A 20,612-nucleotide genomic window follows, 5' to 3' on the forward strand; every position below is an offset into this window, starting at 1 on the left:
GGAGATATGAAGACGACGACGATCGGCGCGGCCTACCGTCCGCTGCGGCAGCTCGTCGCCGACGAGCTGCGCGGTCGCATTCTTCGCGGCGAGCTCACCCAGGGCAGCCGCGTCATCGAGGACCGCCTCGCCGAGGAGCTGGGGGTCTCCCGCAACCCTGTCCGCGAGGCGATCCGGCTGCTGGAGTCGGAGGGCCTCGTCGAGGTCACCCCGCGCAAGGGCGTCATGGTCACGGTGATCAGCGGCGAGGAGGCCGACGACCTCATCGAGGTCCGCGCCGCGCTGGAGGTCACCGCGGTACGCCGTGCGGCGACCAGGGGCATCACCGCCGAGATCGACGCCGAGCTCGAGGCAGTGCTGGTCGAGGGCGAGAGCGTCACCGAGGCGGGTGCCTACGAGCGCCTCTCCGCTCTCAACGCCCGCTTCCACGACCTGCTCGCGCGGGCCAGCGGCAACAACCACCTCGTCGAGGTGCTGCGTGACCTGCAGAACCGGCTGCAGCTGCTGTTCTCCGCCGGAGTGTCGCGCCGCTCGGGGCGCGCCTGGGAGGAGCACCGCCGCGTCCTGCAGGCGATTCGCGCCCGGGATGCGGACTGGGCGGAGGCGGAGATACGCGCACACATCAACGGCGCGGCGCACCGCTACCGGAAGGAGAAGCCGCAGGCCTAGCCGGGCTGCCGGCGTCGGCGCCACCGAGGGCGCCGGCGCCGCGGGGGCTGTCGGCAGTGCCGGAGCCGTCCGCGCCGCGGGAGGCGTCGGTGGTCTGGCGGCGGTGGCGCGAACGCACCGAACGGCCGTCACCATGGCGAGGCGGGCGCGACGAGTGGCCAGGGGTGGTCGCGCTCGACCGCCGCGGCAAGCTCGAGCAGCAGGTCGTCGCGGTGGTGCGGCGCGAACAGGTGCAGGCCCACCGGCAGGCCGGTCGGGCCCGTCCCCACCGGGATGGAGATCGCCGGGCAGCCGCAGATGTTCGCCAGGGGGAGCGGGCCGGGCGCGGGGCTGCCTGTCTCGGCGTCGAACGCCTCCCCCGTCGTCGGGCAGGCCACCAGGTCGACCTCGTCGAACAGTGCCGCCATCGTCTCGATGACGTCGATCCGGTAGGTGTCCAGCTCGGTGAGAACCCGGGCGTCGAGGCTGTCCGCGGCCACCATCACCTCGCGGATCTCCGCCGTGAGCTCGTCCGCGCACGCGGGCCAGTACGGGCCCAGGAACCGTCGGATGCGCAGCGCGCCGATCGCGGCGAACGCCGCCGACGGTCCGGGAACCGCCGGGGTCGCCAGCGCGGCCGGCCGCAGGCCCGCGGCCGCGACGAGGTCGCGCAGCGCCCGCTCCACCATCGTGACCACGCCCTGGTCGTGTGCGGCGCCACCGAGGTCGGGCAGCCAGGCGACCCGCAGGCCCGCGGTGGGCACCGTCCCGAGACCGGCCTCGAACCGCGGGGAGATCGGGGCACTGAACGGATCACGCGCGTCGAAGCCGGCGGTGACGTCGAGCGCGCGGGCGATGTCGCGTACCGAGCGGCTCAGCGTGGTCGTGACCACGGTGAACGGCTCCAGCACCGGCTCCGGCCCACCGGGCACGATCCGCCAGCTGACCTTGAGCCCGGGCAGGCCGCACATCGCCGCCGGCTGACGGGTCGAGCCGCCGCCGTCCGTCGCCGTCGCCAGCGCGAACAGGCCACCGGCCACCGCGGCCGCACTGCCGCCCGACGAGCCGCCTGCGGACGCCGTCAGCCGCCACGGGTTGCGGGTGATGCCGTGCAGGCGGCTCGCGGTGTGCGCGCCGCGGGCCAGTTCACTGGACGTCGTCTGCGCCACCGGGATCGCCCCGGCCGCGACGAGCCGCCGAACCTGGGTCGAGTGGCGGGCGGACCGCCGCCCCCGCAGGGGCACCGACGCGTCGGCCCGCGGCCAGCCGGCGACCTGCTCCAGTTCCTTCACCGCGAACGGCACGCCGGCGAGAGGCAGGGCGAGGTCCACCTGCGCGGCCGCCCGGCGGGCCGCGTCGGCGTCGACATGGCACAGCGCACCCAGCCGCGACCGCTCCAGCGCGCCCAGCACCCGTTCCAGTTCGGTGACCGGGTCGTGGTCCCCACGCCGGTAGCTGTCCACCAGCCCGACCGCGTCCCCGGCCCAGGGCGCGGCTGTCGGACCGGAGGCCATCCCGCTGGAGGTCACCTCGGTGGAGGCGGCCCCGGTGGTCGCCGCCGGCTGGCTCAGCACGGTCCGTCCAGCTGGGACGGCCCGTAGTGACGGAGCTCGACGACGTTGCCGTCGGGATCCCTGATGTAGAGCAGATCGCTGTTGCCATAGGCGCCGTAGCGATGGAACGGGCCACCGACGACGTCGAAGAACCCGGACGCGGCGAGCTCGGCGAGGTCACACGGCTCGATGACGACACAGAAGTGGTTCACGTTGCGACCGGGGCCACCCCGCGGGGTGCGGGCGTCCAGGTCGATGATCACTCCCGGTGCCACCTCGACCGACGGGAACGGCGCCCGGCCCTCGCGCCAGGCCTCGAGACGGTGGGTGCGCATGCCGAACTTCTCGACCCACCACCGGACCGAACGCTCCGGATCCTCGACGTTCAACACGATGTGGTCGAAGGCCTTGGTCACGATCGGTGGCCGGACTACTGGCAGCGATTCGACTGTGTCGCCCACGGTCACGTTCAACCCTCCCGGATCCTCCGACGAAGTTCGTCGACTGTATACCGACAGCCCCGCCCCGCCGCTACCCCCACAGCCGCCCGTTCACTGGGAAAACACCCTGTGACGTGCATGTTTCGCGATTCCCGCTAACCCTGGGCATTCCCTGTGACCTCACAACCGTATACAGTCGACGGCAAGTCGAGAAGTTCTTCCGTCCTGGGGCCGTACCTGGGCCGCCAGGCATGGGGGACAGATCGGTAGCGGTGTGTAGCGCAGGGCAGATAGGACGAGGCACCAGGAGGGCACGATGGCAGCGGACAGATCCGCGGAGATCGAGCGGTCCCGAGTCGAGTTCAGTCGCGCCCGACGGGCGCAGACCGCCGGGCGCCAGCTGCAGGTCTCGTCCCGGCGGGCCTACGAGATGCTGCGCGCCGGCCTACGCGCCGGGCACTTCGACGGCCCGGAGGAGCTCGCCGAGAACACCCTCGTGAACACCCTCGGGATCAGCCGCAACTCGGTGCGCCGCGCCCTGTCCATGCTGGCCGACGAGGGTCTGGTGACCCGCGCCCCGCGTCGGGGCACCACCGTCCGGCGCGGCATCGTCCAGGTCCACGAGGGCGAGATGCTGCCCCGCGAGCTGCACGAGGAGGAGAGCTGGCGCCGGCTGGAGATCGAGGAGATCAGCCAGTGCGTCGTCCCGACGACCCGGCTGCTGCGTGAGCGGCTGGAGATCGACGACGCCGAGGTTGTCATGATCGAACAGGTCTTCAGCCTCGACGGTGAGCCGCTGTGCGTCCGGGCCGGCTATGTGCCGCTGCCCACGACGCCTGAGCGCTACTTCGCCGACGTGGTCGCCATCGACCGTCGCCCACCGCGCTACGAGGCCCTGTTCGAGAAGCTCTTCGACGCCCCGTACGGCGGCGGGCGGGCCGTGGTGGAGGCCGTTCCCTGCGAGGAGCGCACCGCGCGACTGCTCGGTGTCGCGCCGGGAACCCCGGTCCTGCTACGGGAGGTCGTCGTGCGCGACAGCAGCGGGCGTCCCCGCGATCTGCACTGGACCCATTTCCGCGGCGATCGTGTCGCGCTCTCCTTCGGTGTCGACGGGCCGACGGCGGCACGGGCGAGCGCCCCCGCCGGCACCGCACGCGTGACGGGTGCGACGGCTACGGGTGCGACGGCTACGGGCGCGCAGCGGGCGGGAACGATGTCCGCGCGGGCCGACGTTGCCTGACGGCGCCGCGGTACCCGAGGCTGGCGCCGCATCCGAGGCTGGCGCCGCATCCGGGGTGGCGTGCCCGCGGACGACGTCCCGGCCACGGCTGGCCTCCCGGCAACGGGCGACGTCCCAGCCGAAGGTGGCCGCGCGCGAGACCGGGCTGGAACGGACCGTCCCGCTGGCGGCGCTGGTGCTGTTCGGCGCGATGACCGGGCTCGGCCCGTTTTCGATGAGCGTGCACCTGCCGGGCCTGCCCGACATGGCCGACGACCTGCGCACCTCCCAGTCGTCAATCCAGCTGACGATGACCGCGTGCGTCGTCGGGATCGCGGTGGGCCAGGTGATCGCCGGGCCGGTCTCCGACGCGGCCGGACGCCGCCGCCCGCTGCTGGCGGCGATGGCGTTCTACGCCGCCGCGTCCGCCGGCTGCGCGCTGATGTGGTCGGTGCCCGCGCTGGCCGCGTTGCGCTGCGCGCAGGGCATGTTCGCCGGGTTCGGCATGACGATCGCCCGCGCGGCGATCCGTGACCTCGCCGAGGGCCAACGCCTTGTCCGCCTGTTCGCCCGGATGGCGATCATCAGCGGCCTGACCCCGATCCTGGCCCCGAACCTCGGCGGTGCGCTGCTCGCCGTCACCGACTGGCGCGGTGTCTTCGTGGTACTCGCGCTGCTCGGAGCGGTGCTGGCCGGTGCCGGCACCGTCAGCATCCGCGAGAGCCTGCCGCCGGCCCGGCGGGTGCCACTGCGACCGGTCGCGACGTACCGCACGTACCGCACGATCGCCGGCGACCGGTCGTTCCTGACCGCGGCGTTGATCGTCGGGCTGGCCTACGGCGCGATGTTCTCCTACGTGTCGTCCTCCTCGTTCGTGCTGACCGACGCCTACGGGGTGTCGAAGACCCAGTTCGGGCTGCTGTTCGCCCTGAACGCGCTCGGTTTCATGGGCGGCAGCCAGGTCGGAGCCGCGCTGTCGGCACGGTTCGGCTCGCTGGGCGCACTGGCCCGCAGCCTGCCGGTAGCCACCCTCGGCAGCCTCCTGATCATGATCGGTGCGGCCACACACCTGGCGGCACTGGTGATCGCCGCACTGTGGTTCACCGTCACGTCGATCGGCATGTGCATGCCGGTCGCCTCTGCCGAGGCGATGCGCTACCAGTCCGCGAACGCCGGGACGGCCTCCGGGCTGCTCGGGCTCATCCAGTTCGCGCTCGGAGGTCTGGTCGGCCCGATCGCCGGCGCCTTCGGGTCCGCCAGCGCGCTGCCGCTGGGCGCGACGATGTGCGTTGTGCTCTGCGCCGCATGCGTGTTGTGCGCCCGGTCGGCGGGTGGATCGCGAGTCATCGCCGCCACCGCAGCCACCGCAGCCACCGCCCGACCGGAATAGTTTTGCCGGCCCGGTCGCAATCCGCATCCGAGGCCGGCAGCAATCCTCGCCGACCCGGCACCAAATCCCCCTCGGGACCTCCGACATCCGGGTATGGAGGGCTTATCCCGGCCGAAATTCCCGCCCTTTTGACGGACATCCCGCCACATCTCGTTCGATCATGCTCGGAGGCCGGCTCCCGACCCCTGGCAGGCACCCGGCAGGCGGCGCAATCATCTGGATCACGCTGTGTACCAGGAACTTCTCCGCACTTCATGAGGCGCAAAGCGCGGGTTACCACTCCCGCGCCGCAGAGAAACAATGCGGCGGAAATATAGGCCTTCGACGCCCGGCACCGGGACGGCTTCGGGGCAGCGATCGACCGGAAGGTGGCCCGTGATGACCACTGGCACCGTGATCAGCGACACCGCGCGGCGGGAGGATCTCGCCGAGGAATCGGGCCCACCGATTCTTCGCGTCGAGGGAATGACCGTCCGCTACGACTCGTCTCGTGGCGACGTCGTCGCCGTCGACGACGTGAGTTTCTCGCTGGGCCGCGGCGAACGGGTCGCCCTCGTCGGCGAGTCCGGCTCGGGCAAGACCACGCTCGGGCTGGCACTGGCGGGTTTCCTCACGCAGCCGTCCGTGCACATCACGCACGAGCGGCTGGAATTCGACGGAGTGCCCGTCTCCCGCACGGTCCGCACCCGCCTGCCGGTGCGGACACCCGGGCTCTCCATGGTGTTCCAGGACGCGATGACCACCCTTGATCCGGTCTGGACGATCGGCAGCCAGCTCGCCGCCGTCATCCGGGCTCAGCGTGCCGGGGCCACCGGCACCGACGGGGCCGAGGCTGGTGCTGGTGCCGGTGCCGGTGCCGGTGCCGGCCGCCGCTGGCTGCACCGGCGGTCGGACCGGGCGGTCATCCGTGAGATCTCGCGCCACTGGCTGGACAAGGTCGGTCTGCGCGACACCGACCGGGTGCTGCGAGCCCGCCCGTACGAGCTGTCCGGCGGCATGCGGCAACGCGCGATGATCGCCATCGCGCTGTGCGGCTCGCCCCGGCTGCTCATCGCCGACGAGCCCACCTCGGCGCTGGACGCCTCCCTCGCCCGCGACGCCATGGAAATGCTGCTCGGCCTCACCCGGGAATCGGGTGCGTCGGTACTGGTGATCAGCCACGACATTTTGCTGGCGCAGGAGTACACCGACCGCACCTTCGTCATGTACGGCGGCCGGATCGTCGAGAAGCGCAGTTCGGCGAAACTCGCCGAGACGGCCACCCATCCGTACACGGTCGGCCTGCTGCGGTGTGTGCCGACGCTCGACAGCGCCGAGCTCGACGAGCTCCCCACGCTGGCGAGCATCGCCGCCGTGGGCGCACCCGCCGCACCATCTCCCGCACCGGCACTGGCACCCGCGCCCGCACCGGCGCCCGCACCGGCACCGGCACCCGTAGCGAAGGTGCCCGTCGCGAAGGTGCCCGCGCCGTCCGCGCCTTCGCCCGTCGCACCCGCTCAGCGGCGCCCCCTCACCCGTACCGATCACCGAGAAGGGCAGTAAGCGTGGACGCCTTCGCGCAGCTGGCGGTCAGCTCCGTGGTGAAGTACTTCGGGCCCGCCCGCAGTCGGCACGCCGCCGTCGACGGCGTCTCGCTGTCGGTCGAGCCGGGCCAGCGCATCGGCGTGGTCGGCGAGTCCGGTTCCGGGAAGTCGACGCTGGCGCGGATGATGGTCGGTCTGGAGCGGCCGTCGGCCGGCGAGGTCTCCTTCAACGGCGTCGCCATGGGCACCCTGCTGAAGATGCGGGCCTCACGGGTGGAGCTGCGCCGGGAGGTGCAGTTCGTCGCGCAGGACACCACGTCGTCGTTCGACCCGCTGCGCACGTTGCGCGACTCGATCCGTCAACCGGCGCAGCACCTGCTCGGGATGGGCAGCCGTGACGCCGACGCGAAGGTCGACGAGACCGTCAGCCTGCTGGGCCTGGCGCCGGCGCTGGTGGACCGGCATCCCGCGGAGGTCTCCGGCGGGCAGCGGCAGCGCTTCGCGATCGCCCGGGCGCTCGTCGTCCGACCGCGGCTGCTGGTGTGTGACGAGGTGGTCTCCGCCCTCGACGTGTCGGTGCAGGGCTCCATCCTCAACCTGCTCAAGCGGTACTGCCTGGAGTCGGGGGCGGCGCTCGTCTTCGTCTCGCACGGGCTTCCGGCCACCGCGTTCGTCTGCTCGGAGCTGGTCGTCATGCAGCACGGCAAGATCGTCGAGCACGGCGCCACCCGGCAGGTGCTGCACGAGCCGAAGCACCCCTACACCGCCAGCCTGCTCGCCGCCTTCCGCGGCGGCGGGGCCCGCGGCGCCGCCTGACCGCTCCTGCTCCCGCTCCCATTTCGGCCAATGTTCCCGGCTCCTCCAGTCCGCTTCCGCTTCCACTGCCCCTTCGCCCGACCGTTCCGTCCGGAGAAAGGACCACCGGCCATATGGAGATCCTGCGCCGACAGCGGTGGTGGTTGGGCCGCATCGTCGCGCTGCCGTTTCAGCTGCTGGTGTTCGCGGCGGTGTCGTTCCTGCTGGTCCAGAGCATTCCCGGCGATCCCGTCGCGGTGCTGACCGGCGGGCAGGCCACCGAGGAGAACCGCGCCGCCATCGAGAAGGAGCTCGGCCTCGACGGCAGCCTGCTCCACCAGCTGCTGCACTACCTGGGCAACGCCATCCAGTTCGATCTGGGCAACTCGATCATCTCCGGGCAGTCCGTCGCCGACGAGTTCGGTGAGCGGCTGCCGGCGACCGTCGAGCTCGCGCTGATGGGGGTGCTGCTGTCGATCGTGGTCGCGGTGGCGTTCGCCTACCTGGCAGTAATGCGCCCGAAGAGCCCGCTCGCCTACCTGGTACGCGGCTTCGCCCGGATCGCCGGCGGACTGCCCGAGTTCGCGGTGGCCGTCGCCGCCGTGTTCGTCTTCTACGCCACCCTGCACTGGGCACCCGCCCCGCTCGGACGTCTCTCCGGTGACATCGCGGAGGTTCCGAAGGTCACCGGGATGCCGTTCCTCGACACGGTCCTGACGCTGCGCTTCGACGCGACCTGGTCGATGCTCGGCCATCTGGTGCTGCCGGTGGGCGTGCTGGTGATCTGCCAGTCCGGTGTGCTGATCAAGATGATGCTCGCCGGGCTGGAGGAGGCCGTCGACTCGGCACCGACCCGGTTCCGGATCGCGACGGGCGCCTCGGCGGCGACGGTGCGGGCGAGCCTGTTCCGCCGCGCGCTGCCGCCCGCGGTCACCACCTGCGGCACCCTGTTCGGCTACACCCTCGGCGGCGCGGTGATCATGGAGTCGATCTTCGGGTTCGCCGGGATCGGCGGCTACCTCGCGGACGCGGTCTCCTCCGGTGACATCCCGGCGATGCAGGGCTTCCTCGTCATCGTCGCCGCTGTCTCCCTGCTGGTCTTCCTCGTTGTCGACCTGGTCAACATGACGCTCGACCCGCGCCGGCGGCCGGGCGTGCGGGCGGAAGGGTAACGAATGGCTGTCGTCGACACCGCCGATCATCCGAAGACGCCCGCGGCCACCGCGGCCGCCGCCTCGGTTACTGGCCCGGCTCCGGCCGACGCGGCTTCCACGGCCGCCAGTGGCCGGCGCCCGGGATGGCTGCGCCTGCTGATCAGCCTGCTGCCGCTGATCCTGCTTGCCGTCGTCGCCGTCATCGGCCCGTGGATCACACCGTACGACCCCGAGCGGGTCGCGGGGCCGTCGTCGAAGGGGCCGAGCGGAGACCACTGGTTCGGCACTGACGGTTCCGGGCTGGACGTCCTGTCGCAGCTGCTCGCCGCGACCCGCACCAACGTCGGGGTCGCCACCGTCGTCGTCCTGCTCGCCACCGCCGGCGGCGCGTTCCTCGGCCTGCTGACCGGGATGAACGAGTCGTCGCGGGGCCCGCGCGGGGTACTGGCCCGGGTCGTCGGGCGGGCCGTCGACTTCATCCAGGCCGTGCCCGGGATGCTCGTCGGCCTGGTCGCGGTGGCCTTCTACGGGGCCTCGTTGACCACGCTGGTCGCGACGCTCGCGATCGTGCTCGCGCCGCTGCAGGCGCGGCTGGTACGCACCGAGGTCCTGCGGGTCCGGTCGGACGCCTACGTCGACGCGGCCCGGCTCGCCGGGCTGAGCGAGCTGCGGCTCACGCTGCGCCATGTCCTGCCGAACTCCTGCCGGCCGGCGCTGGAGAACATCTCGGTGATCTTCGCGGTGAGCATCATCCTCACCGCGTCGCTCGGCTTCCTCGGTGCCGGGCTGCCCCCGCCCCATCCGGAGTGGGGCTCGATGATCTCCCGCGGTGCGACCGACGCGGCCGTCGGCCGCTGGTGGCCCGCCACCTTCCCCACCATCGCCCTGATTCTCACTGTCGCGATCATGGCTTCCTCGGCCGCGAAACTGTTCGGCCGCCGTCGCTAGCGGCGGGTGGCCGATGCCGGGACCGCATCGGCCGCCGGCACGTCCACCGGCCGCGTCCCGATCGGGCGGCCGTCCATCCAGCAGCACCACTACGCCGACGTGGTGGCAACCGCAGATCTCTCACCATCGACAGGAGCTCTACTCATGCCTGCCCAGAACACCCCCGCACCAGGGGGTCATGATGGCGCCGGTGATCCGGTCGCCATACCCGTCGTGACAGGCTCCCGGGGACGGCGCGGGCCGCGCCTGCGCCGCGCGGGCGCCGCGCTCACCGCCGGCGGAGTCGCGATCGCGCTCATCGCCGCCTGCTCCGGCGAGACCACCTCGTCGTCCTCCGAGGGCTCCTCGAGCGGGGCCGACAGCATCGTCGAGGCCGTCGCCGCGCTGCCGACCGCGTTCGCCTACGACGCCGGCGCGTTCACCTACGAGGGCTTCGAGTTCCAGATCAACACCCAGGCGCAGCTCATCCGCAACCCGATCGTGACGGCGGACCGCGCCGACGGGTCGCAGGAGGAGGACTTCTTCAAGTTCGAGGGCGAGCTGGCGGAGAGTTACGACGTCAGCGCCGACGGACTGACCTACACCTTCCACCTGCGCAAGGGCGTGAAGTCGTTCGCCGGCAACGAGCTCACCGCCGACGACGTGCTCTGGTCGTACGAGCGGAAGTGGAACTCGACGTCGGTGGCGCCGGCCATCTCGGCCCCGGCGATCGTCGACCCGGCCCGGCAGTTCAAGAAGGTCGACGACTACACCGTGGCGATCACCATCGACCGCGCCGGTGACGGGTTCACGCTGCTGTCCCTGCTCGCCAACGTCAGTGGCGACATCTTCGACAGCGACCTGCTCAAGGAGCACGTGACCGCAGACGATCCGTACGCGGTCAAGTGGTCGGCCGAGAACGGGAACTTCGGCTACGGCGCCTATGTGCTGGACAACTGGAAGTCCGGCCAGAGCCTGACACTGAAGGCGAACCCGAACTACTGGGCGGGCGAGCCGGCGATCAAGACGATCACGCAGCGGGTGGTCGCCAACCCCGGAACCCGCACCAACCTGCTGACCAACGGTGATGCCGACATCGCCGTCCAGCTTCGCCCGCAGGACGTCAACGGGATGAAGGACGACGACGGCCTGCAGACCTTCAACATCGACTCGATCGAGTACCTGAACACCAACATCAACATCAAGAAGGCGCCGTTCGACGACAAGCTCGTGCGGCAGGCGCTGAGCTACGCCATCCCCTACGACGAGATCATGAAGCAGGTCTTCCTCGGCCGTGCCGACGCGATGACCGGCTTCATCAACCCCCGCTACCCCGGATACACCACCGACGGCCTGCGGACCGGTTCGTATGACCCGGACAAGGCCAAGAGCCTGCTCGCGCAGGCCGGTGTCAGCAGTGTCTCGGCGAAGATCCTCGTCGAGAACAGCATTCCGGCGCTGGAGGAGGCCGCGGTCCAGATCCAGTCGTACGCCAAGGACGCCGGCTTCAACTTCACCATCGACAAGCAGCCAGCCACCGCGGTGCAGGACGCACGGTCCAACGGCACGTACGACATCCAGCTGGTGACCGACAAGGCGATCAGCCAGTCGCCGCCGTACGAGCTGCTGCTCGCGTTCACGAAGGGCTCCCCGCTCAACGCCACCGGCTTCGCGAACGACGCCTACTACGCCGCCGTCGACAAGGGCGTCGCCGCCGGCGACCCGCTGTCGGAGGCAGCCGGCACGGCCTGGAACGAGGCCGTGAAGATCTGGCAGGACGAACAGCCGACCGTTCCGGTCGCGTTCATCCAGCCGAACGTGGTCTTCGGTGCCGGCATCGACGGCTACTACTACCGCTCGGACAGCGCGATCGACTTCGCCGCGCTCTCCAAGACCCAGTAGCCACCTGGTTCCCACTTTCCCTCCGCCGTGCCGGCGCAATTTCGCCGGCACGGCGGACCCTTTTTCGGCCACACAACGGGCCGGACCACAGGCCCCACCCGCGACCGCCGGCGTAATTCCGGACGAACCCGGTGGCACCCCGACCGAAACACGGTTGGGATTTTCTGCAGGAAAGAACGGGCCGCGCGACGCGCGGACGGACGGGCTTCATGCCCCGGGCTAGGGAGAGAACATGTTCCACATGGGCTGGTTCGTCGGGTCGGGCTTCAGCGTCCAGTCATGGCGCGGCACGTGGGGCGGCTCGGGTGCCCGGGAATGGATGAAGCCCGACCTCTACGTCGACATGGCCCGCTCCCTGGAACGGGCCTGCTTCGACTACATGATCTTCGAGGACGGCCTCATGATTCCCGATGCGTACCAGGGGAACATGCAGGCCTACCTGAAGTACAACATGGAGTCCCCGCGGCACGACCCGACCGCGCTCATCGGCATTCTCGGCCAGACGACGTCCCGTATCGGCCTCATTCCCACGCTTTCCACGTCGTTCTACCCGCCGTTCATGGCGGCGCGGATGCTGGCCACCCTGGACCACCTCACCGACGGACGGGTCGGCGGCAACCTCGTCACCTCCTCCAGCCACCGGGCCGCGCAGAACTTCGGCTACGAGAAGCACTTCGAGCACGATCTGCGCTACCGGATGGCCGACGAGTGGATCGACCTCGTCGGGAAGCTGTGGGAGTCGTGGGAGCCGGGCGCGGTCGTCTTCGACGAGGAGACCGGCACCTTCGCCGACCACACCAAGGTCCACACCGTCGACTTCGAGGGCGAGTTCTTCCGCTGCCGCGGCCCGCTGAACGCGGTGCCCGGACCGCAGGGCCGCCCGGTGATCTGCCAGGCGGGCGGCTCCCCCGCCGGCCGCGAGTTCGCCGCCCGCAACGCCGACACCGTCATCTGCGTGCCGCTGGGTGTGGAGGCGATGAAGGCCTACCGCGACGACATGTCCGCCCGGCTCATCGCGAACGGGCGCAAGCCGTCCGACTGCAAGGTGCTCTACCTCGTGCGCCCGGTGCTCGGCGCGACCGACGAGGAGGCCCGGGAGAAGCGCCGGCGCATCCAGGCCGCGCAGCGCACCGACGACGCCGTCGCCACCCAGCTCGCCGTCATGTCCTACTTCTCCGGGCTGGACTTCTCCCAGTTCGACCTCGACAAGCCACTGCCCGACCTGACCGGCCAGGTCAACGGCCATCAGTCGTCGATGTCGCGCTACGCCAAGGACAGTGAGGACGGCAAGACCCTGCGCGAGCTCGCCGCCACCCACGAGACGACCGTCTCCCTCGAGCTCGTCGGCACCCCCGACACCGTCGCGGCGCTGATGGGCGAGGCGATGGAGGAGGTCGGCGGCGACGGCTTCCTCATCTCCAACGAGCTCGACCGGCGCGGCATCGCCGAGATCGCCGACGGCCTCGCCCCGGCCCTCAAGCGCCGCGGACTGATCCGCGAGTCGTACACGCACGAGTACTTCCGCGACAATCTGCTGGAGTTCTGATGTTCCACCTCGGCCTGTTCACCGGGTGCGGAGTGCAGTCCTGGAAGGACATGTGGTCGGGCGAGGGCGCGACCGACTGGATGAGCCCGCAGCTCTACATCGACGTGGCTCGGGCGGTCGAGCGGGCCGGTTTCGACTGCATCATCCTGGAGGACGCCCACTTCGTCCCCGACGTCTTCCGCGGCAACACCGACTTCGCCCTGAAGAACGGTTTCCACGCGCCGAAGATGGACCTGTTCGTGATGACGCCGTTCATGCTCACCGCGACGAAGCACCTCGGGATCCTCCCGACGCTGACGACCACCTTCCACCCGCCCTACATGGCGGCCCGCACGCTCGCCACCCTGGACCACCTCTCCGGCGGGCGCGGCGGCGCCAACCTGGTCATGTCACACAACGACCGCACCGCGCAGAACTACGGCCTCGACGGACAGGCCGACCACGACCTGCGCTACGACCAGGGCGACGAATGGGTGCAGCTCGTCACCGAGCTGTGGAACTCCTGGGACGCCGACGCGCTCACGGTCGACCGCGACAACGGCGTCTACGTCGACCCGGCGAAGGTCCACGAAATCCACTTCTCCGGCCGCTTCTACCGTTCCCGGGGCCCGTTGAACTCGCTGCGCCCACCGCAGGGGCGCCCGGTGTTCTCCCAGGCCGGCGGATCGGGCCGCGGCAAGGACTTCGCCGCCCGCAACGTCGACCTGGTGATGACCAACGTCACCGGCATCGACACGATGAAGGCCTTCCGCGACGACCTGGTCGCCCGGCTGGAGGCCTTCGACCGCAAACCCGACTCCTGCAAGGTCATGTTCAACGTCGCCCCGGTGCTCGGGGAGACCCAGCGGGAGGCCGAGGAGAAGCGCGCCGCGGCGGTCGCCGCCCGCGAGGCGAACATCGAGTCGAACCTGGGCTGGATGTCGTACTACAGCGGCATCGACTTCGGGAAGTTCGACCTGGACGCCCCGATGCCGCGGATGCACACCAACGCCAGCCGCAGCACCACGCAGAACCTGCAGGCGAAAAGCACCGGCCTGACGCTGCGCGAGTTCGCCTCGTATCCGTCCGGCGGCGCCGTCGAACTCGTCGGCACGCCGGACGCGGTCGCCGCCCAGATGGGCGAGGTGATGGACGAGGTCGGCGGCGACGGCTTCCTCATCCAGCAGCCGATGTTCCGCCGTGCGATCAGCGAGATCACCGACGGCCTCGCACCGGCGCTGCGCCGCCGCGGCCTCATCCGCGACGGCTACTCCTACCCCCACTTCCGCGACAACCTGCTGGAGTTCTGACCCTCGCCGCCCCGCCGGACCGTGATCAGGCTTCTGGCCGGCGACGCGCTGGCAAGATCTGACTGCGGGGCCGGTCGTCCCATCGACCTGCCCATCCACCCGGCCGAACGCCGTACGGAAGGCACCCCATGGACCTCGCCACCGACCTGCCGATCTGTGCCACCTGCGGCGTGCAGTACGACGCACCGCGGCCTGACTGCCCGGTGTGCGAGGACGAGCGCCAGTACGTCGGCTGGGACGGTCAGCGTTGGACCACCCTCGGGACGCTGCGCGCCGAGGGCTTTCATGGCAGGCTCGAACCCGAGGGCCCTGGCGTGTACGGCATCGGCGCCGAGCCGAAGATCTCCATCGGCCAGCGGGCGCTGCTCGTCACCACCCCGGGCGGCAACATCCTCTGGGACTGCGTGCCCTACCTCGACGACGACCTGATCGCCCAGGTCAACACCCTGGGCGGCATCAGCGCGATCGCCGTCAGCCACCCGCACTTCTACGGCTCGATGATCGACTGGAGCCACGCTTTCGGGGATGTACCCGTCTACGTCCACGCCGCCGACGAGCGGTGGCTCGGCCGCCGCTCCCCCGCCGTCGACCTGTGGACGGGCGACACCCTCACCATCGGCGAGGGCCTCACCCTCGTCAACGGTGGCGTGCATTTCGACGGCGGCACCGTGCTGCACCACGCCGGCGGCGAGAACGGCCAGGGGGCGCTGTTCTCCGGGGACATCCTGCAGGTCGTCCTCGACCGCCGGTATGTGAGCTTCATGTATTCGTACCCGAACTACATCCCGGAGCGCCCGGAAACCGTCCGCCGAGCCATCCGCCTGCTGGAGCCGTTCGCCTTCGAGGCCATCTACGGCGCCTTCTGGCAGACCATCGTCCGCACCGACGGCCACGCCGCCATGCACCGCTCCGCGGACCGCTACCTGCACTTCGTCGCCGACCCGGCCCACCCGTCCTGACCCACCCGCTCTCCTTGGGTGCGACCGGACGCGTCCTCCCTGAAGGTCCTCGCCAACAGGAAACCCATCCCGAAGCCCTGGACAGGAATCACGGGAATCAGCAGCCATGGTGTGACGCCGAGGGCCGCGACATGAAGTGCCGCACAGGCCAGGGCGTAACCCAGGAACACAGGAGAGCGCAGCATCCGGCGTAACACCTGGCCCGCGGTCGGTTCCGCGACCACCGAAACCACGGCCCCGTCCTGGCGGGCCGAAGGGTCGCTGCGGCTCCCGACCATCAGTCGTTTTCGCGAAACAGGAGCATGAATTCCTCCTCCGAGGCTTCCGAAGAAATCCACAGGGTACCAACGAAGGTCCGCCCAAAGGAATCTCTCCGAGCATGTAGTCTCGCCGTCGCCGCACCATGCCTCCGCGTCCTCCGGACACCAATACTCGCACCGGGCGTACTCGCCGCAGGTGCAGCGCCCCAGCCGACCGTCGTCGTCGATTGCGGGAATCAGATCCATCCAGAGCCTCCGGCCGCATTGCCTGGCCACCCTCGATGGTGGAGACGACACACGATACAGCCAGCAGAAACCCGCGCAGTGGTAGATATCAGGCCCACGCACCCCCGGCAAGACCACCGACGGGAGCGGCCCAGGTTCAGCTGTTTCCGACGTGATAGAGGGTCGTCGTGCCGTTCGAGTCACCGCCCGCCAGCAGCCGGCCGTCTGGAGAGAATGCCAGGGACCACACCTCGGCGCGGCTTCTGGACAGCTCTTCTGGTTTCTGTGGCACAGCGGGATCGCTGACATCCCAGAGCAGAATTTTCGATCCGTCGGTGCTGGCCACCAGCCGCCCGTCAGCGGTGACCGCCATCGCGAGGACCTCACGACGGTGCGGGAGTGTCGAAAGCCTGACTGGTGCGGTCACATCAGCCCCAAGATCCCACAGCGTCACACCTTCGAAGCCGGCGGCATACAACAGCGACCCGTCGACTGAGAAGCTGACCGAGCCGATCATCGACTCGCAGTCCGCGCATGCCAGCCGACGCGGGCTCGTCACATCCCTGACGTCCCACAGGCGCACCGTCCTGTCGGTGCAACCCGTCGCAAGCATCGAGCCATCCGGGGAGAATGCTGCCGCCAGCACCGGCTGTTGGTGCGCGGGGAGAACCGAGACCCGGGACGGAGCGGCCGCGTCGTCGACAGCCCAGATAGTCACCGCCCGATCACCCACAGCCGAAAACCGCGACCGGTAACCGCTTGTTGTTGCCAGGAACCGACCGTCGGGGGCGAAAGCAACCGCGTCGACGGTCATTCGCTGGTTATCCAGGGCTGCCAGCTGAATGGGTGCCTCCGGAGCGGCGATACCCCAGAGCGTTGTTCTCCGGTCGGAACCGCCTGCCGCCAGCAGCTCACCGTCGGGCGAGCAGGTTACGGCGTGTACTCGACCGCGATGCGTGACGGCGGCGACCAGTACCGGTACGGCGGGATCCGCGACATCCCACAACCTTGCCTTCCGGTCGACGCTACCGGTCACCAGGTGGCGACCGTTCGGCGTGAACACCATCTGGCCGATTCCCATGAATCCCGGACCCATGTTCGGCACGAACCGAAGCACGCGATGCCCGTCCCGGAAGGCTGACACCCTCGTGCCCCGCATGCACCCGTCCCTCCCCACGCCGCTCCGGCCGGCGGGCACGGATCCGCCGGATGAACGGCTCCGCGACGGGCCGCCGCGGAGGACTCCGCAGCCTCGGCCCGCATCCTCTGACGCCGGTCGATCGGCCGACAACCCCTCGCAGGCACGTCCCATCCGCCCCGCCGGCGAGCGCCGCTGCGGCGCCACCGCCAGATGTCGGTGAATGCCCACCGCCGCACCCCTGCCCACCTGGGATGATTGCCCGATGGAGGCCGCCGGGGGTCGCCTGGGCGACAGCTCCTGCCAATCACCGGGGCATTGCAAGGCGAGCAGAAGCGTCTACGATCAACCATTGTCGTGTGGAGGACCGAATGGCCGACCAGGCCGTGATCGGCAAGGCAGGACGGGTGACCGGAAAAATCGCTCCAGGCATGGTCGGCGAGATAATGATCACCGTTCGTGGCGGCTCCGAGGCTTTCCACGCCTACGCCGACGACCCGGAGACGACAATTCCCGTCGGATGCCGGGTTCTCGTTGTCGAATATTTTCCCCCACGCACGGTGACAGTTGTCCGAATGTAGCGCAAGCACCACCGGCCCGATCGGCCGCAGCCCCAGGACCTCAGACCCACAGGTTCTCCTGTGCACGACGGAGGCATCGTGACGCTCATAACCATCATCATTGTGGTCGCGGTCGGACTGGTGCTGGGGGTGCTGCTCTTCAAACTGATGTGGCGGGTCGCCGAGCCGAACGAGGCACTGATTATCTCCGGCCTGCGGGCGCAGAAGGGCGCGGACGACGCTGTGGCCGAAAGCCTCGGCTTCAAGATTGTCACCGGCAAGGGTGTGCTGGTTCCGCCCGGCGTCCAGACCGTGCGCCGGATGTCGCTCGATCTGCGGGCCGCCCAGCTCGGCATCGACTGCGTCACCCAGCAGGGTATTCCGGTAGGCATTCGCGGCGTGGTCATCTTCAAGGTCGGCGACGACTACGTCTCCATCGCGAACGCGGCCCGCCGCTTCCTCGACCAGCAGGACAAGATGGATACCCGCGTGCACAACGTCTTCGCCGGCCACCTGCGCGCCATCGTCGGGCAGCTCACCGTCGAGGACCTCATCCGTGACCGGGAGAAGCTGACCCATCTGACCCGGGCAAGCTCCGGCACCGAGATGGAGAAGCTCGGTCTGATCGTCGACTCGCTGCAGGTCCAGGAAATCGACGATCCCACCGGATACATCCGTAACCTTGGCCGCCCGCACGTGGCCGCCGTGGCCGCGCAGGCCCGGATCGCCGAGGCCGAGGCCGACCGCGAGGCCACCGAGCAGGAGCAGATCGCGCTGGCGCTGAAGGCCGAGGCACAGCGCAACAGCTCCATCAAGCAGTCCGGCTTCCAGGCCGAGATCGACGAGGCCACCGCCCGCGCCGCCCAGGCCGGCCCGCTGGCCGAGGCCGCCGCGCACCAGCAGGTCGTGGTGGAGCAGACAAGGGTCGCCGAGCTGGAAGCCGAGCTGGAGGAGCAGCGGCTGCAGGCCTCGATCCGCAAGCCTGCCGACGCCCGCGCCTACGAGCAGACCACGCTCGCACGCTCCACCCGTGACGCGCAGATCAGCGCGGCAGAGGCCGCGGCCCGCGAGGTCGAGCTCGCCGCGGCCGCCGACGCCACCAGGATCCGCACCGACGCGGACGCCCGGGCGACCCAGATCCGGATGCTGGCGACCGCCGAGGCGGAGTCGACCCGCGCGGTCGGTGACGCGAACGCCCATGCCCGCCGGGCTGTCGGCGCGGCGGAAGGCGAGGCGCTGCGGGCCTGGGGCCTGGCTGAGGCCGAATCCATCAAGGCCCGCGCGGACGCGCTCGCCACGAACCAGGAAGCCGTCATCGGCCAGCAGCTCGCCGAGCAGTGGCCGGCCATCGTGGAGGCCGCGGCCAAGCAGTTCAGCGCCATCGACCAGCTGATCGTCCTGAACGGAGCGGCCGGCCTGAGCGAGACCCTGGCCGCCGCGCTCTCCCAGGGCGCGACAGGCCTGCAGCTGGCCCGCTCCCTGCTGAGCGGCGGGTCGTCGGACGGTAAGCCGTCGGCCGCAGCCACCGCCGACGGCACCGGCACCAGTCCCAGGACCGGCGGGAGCGACAGGGCGTCGGTTCCGGCCGTGCGGTCGCCCGATGCCACTGTCGAGCAGAACACGACCGACGGCCCGGATGAGCCCAGCCGGTAGGAATCGGCTGTCCAACCCACCGGCGCAGGCTCTCGCGGTGCAGTCTGGGCTGCCCGTTCCGACAGCCGCGCACACCGGGCACAACGGACCACGAGCGGCCCCGTCACGAGGTGAGGCGGCGCGGGATGGCGGGCAGAGCCAACGGGAAGGCATAATTCCGCCTGACCTTCCGGTCAGCCGACGTACACGTTCATGCCGACATAGTCGAAGGGCCTCAGCCCCCAGCGCACGGTCGTCTACGCCTACGAGACGGGGCTCGCGCGAACCGCCTGATCGGTCTATCGGTCCCCCGCCGCCACGGAACGCAACAGCCGCGAACGCCGCGGCCGGCGCTCCCGCGCGGCCAGATCACCCGCGTTGGGCGACGAGATGGCAGCAGCGGGCGATCTGCCGATAGGGGTCACGGATACCCGCCAGCCATTCGGCCAGCATGATCTCCGCGGGATTCGGCACCCGTATCTCCTCGGTGATGTGGTCCGTGAAGATGCCGACCCCGTGCCAGCCAAGAACCGGCGCTCCCGCCGACGTCAGGAACGCCGAGACGGCCTGCAGCGAATGCGCCTCGCCGAGCTGGTACTGACCGTCCACCGGCGCCGTGCCGTGGAGCTGGTCGATGGTGTCGCGCCATCGGCCCTGCAGGCCGCTTCGCATCGCCACGGCATCCGGGTTCACCGTGAGGATCGAGAGGAGTGCGCCGGGCCGGGCCAGCCTGACGAGCTCTGCCAGGAGACGGTCAGGCTGGCTCAGGTACATGACGCAGCGAATGGGACATCGTGTCCCGCTCGAAGGTCAGGACGACAATACGACCCGTGACCTCGGACGGATCGGGCAGGGCCGAGGCCAGCCGCTCCACGAACCCGTCGTCGTGGAGCGGCGCCATCCAGACACGGCTCACGCAGATCCGGCGAACCTCCAGGGCCGCGTAGACCCAGGCGGCAGCCTCATGGCTGTCACTCGTGTAAAGAACCAGAACCTGGTCGGTCGCCTCCACGTGCACATAGGAGTCCAGCAGGTTGTTGACGCCGGACCAGACCAGATCGTCGATGACCGAGGCTGCCACTGCCACTGCTGCTACTGCTCGACGACGCTGTCGACGACGGGCTGCACAGCCACCTCGGTGGGCTGGACGGCTATCTCGTTGATGGAGCTGGAGGACGTGCTGTAGCTGATGCTCCAGGCGGTGTTGTTCGCCTGGGACCGCAGGACGTCCGTGCCCGCTATCTCCGCGGCCGAGGTGCTGTAGCTGATCGACCAGGCCGAGTCACCGCCGATCTTGTTCAGGGTCGCGGCGTGCTCGCTGAAATCGGAGACCCGCAGTGCCTCCCGCTCGTTGACCTGGGCCTCCTGGGCGAACTCCTCGGTGACTTTGGTGACGATGCTCTCGATCTGGGCGCGCGAGATCTCGGCCATGAGGGCCTCTCCATCCTGAAC

General features: G+C 70.0%; 19 protein-coding genes and 1 pseudogene. 13 read left to right on the forward strand and 7 right to left on the reverse strand.

Annotated elements, in window-relative coordinates; translation table 11 throughout:
• Positions 1-6: 6 nt before the first annotated feature.
• Entirely contained in the window at positions 7-669 is a 663-nt protein-coding gene (locus FREUN1FDRAFT_RS19155) for a GntR family transcriptional regulator (protein ID WP_006541795.1), read from the forward strand.
• Positions 670-797: 128 nt separating this feature from the next.
• On the opposite strand, the gene FREUN1FDRAFT_RS19160 is transcribed toward FREUN1FDRAFT_RS19155, so the two are convergent.
• Both FREUN1FDRAFT_RS19160 and FREUN1FDRAFT_RS19165 read right to left on the reverse strand, forming a co-directional pair.
• Positions 798-2,222 (reverse strand): amidase, encoded by a 1,425-nt coding sequence (locus FREUN1FDRAFT_RS19160; RefSeq protein ID WP_006541796.1) that lies wholly within the window; start codon positions 2,220-2,222, stop codon positions 798-800.
• Complete coding sequence (locus tag FREUN1FDRAFT_RS19165; protein WP_006541797.1) at positions 2,216-2,668, reverse strand: VOC family protein; 453 nt, start codon at positions 2,666-2,668, stop codon at positions 2,216-2,218. The genes FREUN1FDRAFT_RS19160 and FREUN1FDRAFT_RS19165 overlap by 7 nt, the downstream gene beginning before the upstream one ends.
• 289 nt (positions 2,669-2,957) lie before the next feature.
• On the opposite strand from FREUN1FDRAFT_RS19165, the gene FREUN1FDRAFT_RS19170 reads away from it, so the two are divergent.
• The 10 genes from FREUN1FDRAFT_RS19170 to FREUN1FDRAFT_RS19215 all read left to right on the forward strand — a co-directional run bounded on the left by FREUN1FDRAFT_RS19170 (position 2,958) and on the right by FREUN1FDRAFT_RS19215 (position 15,345).
• Positions 2,958-3,881 carry a GntR family transcriptional regulator gene (locus FREUN1FDRAFT_RS19170; protein ID WP_006541798.1) on the forward strand — a complete coding sequence of 308 codons (924 nt, stop codon included), beginning with the start codon at positions 2,958-2,960 and terminating at the stop codon, positions 3,879-3,881.
• Entirely contained in the window at positions 3,874-5,250 is a 1,377-nt protein-coding gene (locus FREUN1FDRAFT_RS19175; protein ID WP_232295284.1) for a multidrug effflux MFS transporter, read from the forward strand. The genes FREUN1FDRAFT_RS19170 and FREUN1FDRAFT_RS19175 overlap by 8 nt, the downstream gene beginning before the upstream one ends.
• Before the next feature lie 378 nt (positions 5,251-5,628).
• Entirely contained in the window at positions 5,629-6,792 is a 1,164-nt protein-coding gene (locus FREUN1FDRAFT_RS19180) for an ABC transporter ATP-binding protein (protein ID WP_006541800.1), read from the forward strand.
• Between the two features lie 2 nt (positions 6,793-6,794).
• Entirely contained in the window at positions 6,795-7,589 is a 795-nt protein-coding gene (locus FREUN1FDRAFT_RS19185; protein WP_006541801.1) for an ABC transporter ATP-binding protein, read from the forward strand.
• A gap of 113 nt (positions 7,590-7,702) precedes the next feature.
• Positions 7,703-8,740 (forward strand): ABC transporter permease, encoded by a 1,038-nt coding sequence (locus FREUN1FDRAFT_RS19190; protein WP_006541802.1) that lies wholly within the window; start codon positions 7,703-7,705, stop codon positions 8,738-8,740.
• A gap of 3 nt (positions 8,741-8,743) precedes the next feature.
• Complete coding sequence (locus FREUN1FDRAFT_RS19195) at positions 8,744-9,670, forward strand: ABC transporter permease (protein ID WP_006541803.1); 927 nt, start codon at positions 8,744-8,746, stop codon at positions 9,668-9,670.
• 144 nt (positions 9,671-9,814) lie between these two features.
• A complete protein-coding gene (locus tag FREUN1FDRAFT_RS19200) occupies positions 9,815-11,551 on the forward strand; it encodes an ABC transporter substrate-binding protein (protein ID WP_006541804.1) in 1,737 nt (578 codons plus the stop codon).
• Positions 11,552-11,783: 232 nt separating this feature from the next.
• Positions 11,784-13,097 (forward strand): NtaA/DmoA family FMN-dependent monooxygenase, encoded by a 1,314-nt coding sequence (locus FREUN1FDRAFT_RS19205; RefSeq protein ID WP_006541805.1) that lies wholly within the window; start codon positions 11,784-11,786, stop codon positions 13,095-13,097.
• Positions 13,097-14,386, forward strand: a complete 1,290-nt coding sequence (locus tag FREUN1FDRAFT_RS19210) for an NtaA/DmoA family FMN-dependent monooxygenase (protein ID WP_006541806.1) — start codon at positions 13,097-13,099, stop codon at positions 14,384-14,386. The genes FREUN1FDRAFT_RS19205 and FREUN1FDRAFT_RS19210 overlap by 1 nt, the downstream gene beginning before the upstream one ends.
• 128 nt (positions 14,387-14,514) lie before the next feature.
• Positions 14,515-15,345: a hypothetical protein gene (locus FREUN1FDRAFT_RS19215; RefSeq protein ID WP_006541807.1), complete on the forward strand. Its 831-nt coding sequence runs from the start codon at positions 14,515-14,517 to the stop codon at positions 15,343-15,345.
• Between the two features lie 642 nt (positions 15,346-15,987).
• On the opposite strand, the gene FREUN1FDRAFT_RS19225 is transcribed toward FREUN1FDRAFT_RS19215, so the two are convergent.
• Together FREUN1FDRAFT_RS19225 and FREUN1FDRAFT_RS48090 are read right to left on the reverse strand one after the other, a co-directional pair.
• Positions 15,988-16,644 (reverse strand): WD40 repeat domain-containing protein, encoded by a 657-nt coding sequence (locus FREUN1FDRAFT_RS19225; RefSeq protein ID WP_232295285.1) that lies wholly within the window; start codon positions 16,642-16,644, stop codon positions 15,988-15,990.
• A gap of 66 nt (positions 16,645-16,710) precedes the next feature.
• Positions 16,711-17,142, reverse strand: a pseudogene (locus tag FREUN1FDRAFT_RS48090) (WD40 repeat domain-containing protein); the annotation flags it as partial.
• A gap of 197 nt (positions 17,143-17,339) precedes the next feature.
• Between FREUN1FDRAFT_RS48090 and FREUN1FDRAFT_RS19230 the strand changes: the two are divergent.
• Positions 17,340-17,549: a hypothetical protein gene (locus FREUN1FDRAFT_RS19230; RefSeq protein WP_006541810.1), complete on the forward strand. Its 210-nt coding sequence runs from the start codon at positions 17,340-17,342 to the stop codon at positions 17,547-17,549.
• A gap of 78 nt (positions 17,550-17,627) precedes the next feature.
• Positions 17,628-19,181 (forward strand): flotillin family protein, encoded by a 1,554-nt coding sequence (locus tag FREUN1FDRAFT_RS19235; RefSeq protein WP_006541811.1) that lies wholly within the window; start codon positions 17,628-17,630, stop codon positions 19,179-19,181.
• Between the two features lie 348 nt (positions 19,182-19,529).
• Here FREUN1FDRAFT_RS19235 and FREUN1FDRAFT_RS19240 read toward each other — a convergent pair whose 3' ends face one another.
• Genes FREUN1FDRAFT_RS19240 through FREUN1FDRAFT_RS19250 form a run of 3 tightly spaced genes read right to left on the reverse strand, consistent with a single transcriptional unit; the run spans position 19,530 to position 20,591 of the window.
• Complete coding sequence (locus tag FREUN1FDRAFT_RS19240) at positions 19,530-19,934, reverse strand: hypothetical protein (RefSeq protein WP_006541812.1); 405 nt, start codon at positions 19,932-19,934, stop codon at positions 19,530-19,532.
• On the reverse strand, positions 19,915-20,241 hold the full coding sequence (locus FREUN1FDRAFT_RS19245) for a hypothetical protein (protein ID WP_035952348.1): 327 nt from the start codon (positions 20,239-20,241) through the stop codon (positions 19,915-19,917). The genes FREUN1FDRAFT_RS19240 and FREUN1FDRAFT_RS19245 overlap by 20 nt, the downstream gene beginning before the upstream one ends.
• Positions 20,242-20,252: 11 nt before the next feature.
• Positions 20,253-20,591 (reverse strand): hypothetical protein, encoded by a 339-nt coding sequence (locus FREUN1FDRAFT_RS19250; RefSeq protein WP_006541814.1) that lies wholly within the window; start codon positions 20,589-20,591, stop codon positions 20,253-20,255.
• Positions 20,592-20,612 lie beyond the last annotated feature (21 nt).

The organism is Parafrankia sp. EUN1f, from assembly GCF_000177675.1.
Taxonomy (GTDB): domain Bacteria; phylum Actinomycetota; class Actinomycetes; order Frankiales; family Frankiaceae; genus Parafrankia.

Bases quoted from the DNA above. Each gene is read 5' to 3' on its own strand.
- FREUN1FDRAFT_RS19180 (WP_006541800.1), top strand. From the start codon at position 5,629: ATGACCACTGGCACCGTGATCAGCGACACCGCGCGGCGGGAGGATCTC.
- FREUN1FDRAFT_RS19230 (WP_006541810.1), top strand. From the start codon at position 17,340: ATGGCCGACCAGGCCGTGATCGGCAAGGCAGGACGGGTGACCGGAAAA.
- FREUN1FDRAFT_RS19200 (WP_006541804.1), top strand. From the start codon at position 9,815: ATGCCTGCCCAGAACACCCCCGCACCAGGGGGTCATGATGGCGCCGGT.
- FREUN1FDRAFT_RS19210 (WP_006541806.1), top strand. From the start codon at position 13,097: ATGTTCCACCTCGGCCTGTTCACCGGGTGCGGAGTGCAGTCCTGGAAG.
- FREUN1FDRAFT_RS19215 (WP_006541807.1), top strand. From the start codon at position 14,515: ATGGACCTCGCCACCGACCTGCCGATCTGTGCCACCTGCGGCGTGCAG.
- FREUN1FDRAFT_RS19225 (WP_232295285.1), bottom strand. From the start codon at position 16,644: ATGACCGTCGACGCGGTTGCTTTCGCCCCCGACGGTCGGTTCCTGGCA.
- FREUN1FDRAFT_RS19205 (WP_006541805.1), top strand. From the start codon at position 11,784: ATGTTCCACATGGGCTGGTTCGTCGGGTCGGGCTTCAGCGTCCAGTCA.
- FREUN1FDRAFT_RS19170 (WP_006541798.1), top strand. From the start codon at position 2,958: ATGGCAGCGGACAGATCCGCGGAGATCGAGCGGTCCCGAGTCGAGTTC.
- FREUN1FDRAFT_RS19250 (WP_006541814.1), bottom strand. From the start codon at position 20,591: ATGGCCGAGATCTCGCGCGCCCAGATCGAGAGCATCGTCACCAAAGTC.
- FREUN1FDRAFT_RS19190 (WP_006541802.1), top strand. From the start codon at position 7,703: ATGGAGATCCTGCGCCGACAGCGGTGGTGGTTGGGCCGCATCGTCGCG.
- FREUN1FDRAFT_RS19155 (WP_006541795.1), top strand. From the start codon at position 7: ATGAAGACGACGACGATCGGCGCGGCCTACCGTCCGCTGCGGCAGCTC.
- FREUN1FDRAFT_RS19240 (WP_006541812.1), bottom strand. From the start codon at position 19,934: ATGTACCTGAGCCAGCCTGACCGTCTCCTGGCAGAGCTCGTCAGGCTG.
- FREUN1FDRAFT_RS19195 (WP_006541803.1), top strand. From the start codon at position 8,744: ATGGCTGTCGTCGACACCGCCGATCATCCGAAGACGCCCGCGGCCACC.